Annotated in this window: 3 protein-coding genes; all 3 read left to right on the forward strand. The window is 40.4% G+C overall.

Annotated elements, in window-relative coordinates; genetic code table 11:
- Positions 1-352 (forward strand): asparagine synthase-related protein (locus A3751_RS12290; protein WP_082863227.1); only part of this gene is annotated, 352 nt, incomplete at its 5' end.
- On the forward strand, positions 353-1,273 hold the full coding sequence (locus A3751_RS12295; protein WP_068456420.1) for a glycosyltransferase family 2 protein: 921 nt from the start codon (positions 353-355) through the stop codon (positions 1,271-1,273). It begins immediately after the preceding gene.
- Between the two features lie 58 nt (positions 1,274-1,331).
- Positions 1,332-2,243, forward strand: a 912-nt coding sequence (locus A3751_RS12300) for a hypothetical protein (protein ID WP_156492407.1), incomplete at its 3' end; no start/stop codon positions are given.

A 2,243-nucleotide genomic window follows, 5' to 3' on the forward strand; every position in this document is an offset into this window, starting at 1 on the left:
CGTCGAATTTGCATGGCAAACGCCGCTATCCAGGAAAATAAAAGATGGGCAAACCAAGTGGCTACTCCGGCAAGTGCTTTATAAGTATGTTCCAAAGGAGCTAATTGAACGCCCTAAGATGGGCTTTTCAGTTCCTGTTGCAACGTGGTTGCGAGGCCCCTTAAGAGAGTGGGCTGAAGCTCTGATAAATGATTCTGATATTCCATTATTAGACAAAAACCTAATTTTGAAGGTTTGGAATCAACATCAGTCAGCCGCGTCAGATAATAGCAATAAGCTATGGGCTTTGCTTATGTTTCTTGATTGGTATCAGCATAGAAATTTTAGATATATAGAAAAAGGTAGAGCTTAGATGTCAGTTGAAATTAGCTTTGTTATTCCAGCGTACAATGAAAGCAAGTTTATTGACCGGTGCTTAGAGTCCATCTTTAGTAGAATAAAAAAATATGATTTAGAGGCAGAAGTTTTATTGGTGGATAACGGCTCTACTGATGATACGGCTCTAAAAGGAGAACTGTTCGGCGCGTTAACTTTTTCTATAGGTCGCCAGACTGTTTCGAAAGCTCGTAACTTTGGTGCGGAAAAAGCCTCAAATGAGGTTATTGCCTTTATTGATGGCGATGTAGAGTTAACAGATGAGTGGGTAGAAACCCTAATAGAAAATTATAAAGGGATGACTCGATCTCCACTATTTGTGACGGGCGCGCAATGCTCTGTTCCTAATGATGGTAGTTGGATAGAAAAATACTGGTTTGCACACTTGAGAGATAAATATCTGGGTGGCGCTAATGTTTTAACGACTAAGTCTGCGTTTAACTTGATTGGCGGGTTTGATGAAGATTTAGAAACGGGAGAGGACTATGACTTTTGTTTGAGAGCAATCGCTGAGAGCAGTATTTTATATACTGCGAATGGCAAGTTTAAATCCATTCATCTTGGGTTTCCCCAAGATTTAGCAAACTTTTATCGACGTGAAAAGTGGCATGGTCGTGGTGATGTGGTTAATTTTAGCGCTGCGATGCATTCACCAGTTGTTTTGATTGCGTGTGTTTATTCTGCACTAGTGATAGCTATGGTGATAGCACTATGTGCAATTCGGGTAGAAGTCGCAAGTTACATACTATTGGCGTTGATTGGAATAAATCTAGCACTAACCCGATGGCGGTTCAGGCGCACTTCATTGAGTGTTCAAGCATTATTAGGCAATAGCTTCTTACATTTCGTATATTTTTATGCTCGTTTAATGAGCCTTTTTAGTAAAACCGCAAGGTAGTGTTTTGTGACATAAGTTAACTAAATTGTATTTGCGAGATATTGGGCAGAGGTAGATTTTGGCTGAACTGCTAAACTGCTTTCGTAAGTTATGGTTTCGTGAGGAGGGTTTATTAATGAGACATATAAATTTGAAACAGTATTTTGGCTGCATATTCGTGTCACTTGCCGTTGTAAGTAGTTTGTCTGCAGAGACCTTTTTTAAGTCAAATTTTGACGATGGCGTGATTAATAGTGAAGGCAAGTGGACTTGGGAGGCTGCGTACAGCCCCTCAAATGTATTTGGCATGATGGCAGGGAAAGGTGATGTTTATGAAGTATCTAGTTCTATCTCGCTAAATGGAGGTTATTCCTTAAGACTCGATTTTTCTGGACGAAATGGACTATGCAACTCCTGTGGTTTCGATACCTACAATGCTTCATCTTCCTTGCCAGGCACAGGTAGTACATCGTTAATTATCGATGGGGCAAATTTTTCTTCAATTTTTCCTTCAAGCCTTCGGAAGGTTTTTAACAAGGACGACAGGTGGGCAGCATGGTCCGTATCGGAAGCGAGTGGATCTCAGTTAAGTTTTGGCGGTGGTGAGCCTGTTTCGAATGCAATGGGCGGTAGTAAGCTTTTTAAACCTGGTGATGAAATAAAAATTACCAAGGCTTGTGGTTTAGATGGTGTCGTTGGAGGAGATATTAATAGGCGTTCCGATTGCGATTTGGCTATTAACTATTTAGAGGGCATTTCTAGTGCTGATTTTGATTTCGGGAAAACTTTGTCAAAAAGGTTTTATCTTTACATTGATCAAGCCGCAGTGCTGCCAAACATTGGATTAAAGCTAGGTTACAACAAATTTAAAAATAAGACTGCAATACCAGTTTTAGATGTCGATCGAGATGAAACTTTAACGGTTCAGACTCCTTCTTCAAATAGTCGTTGGGCTTTTCCAGGTTTTCAGTTCCAACGGGGCCGTTGGTAT

The sequence above is a fragment of the Oleiphilus sp. HI0080 genome (assembly GCF_001635135.1).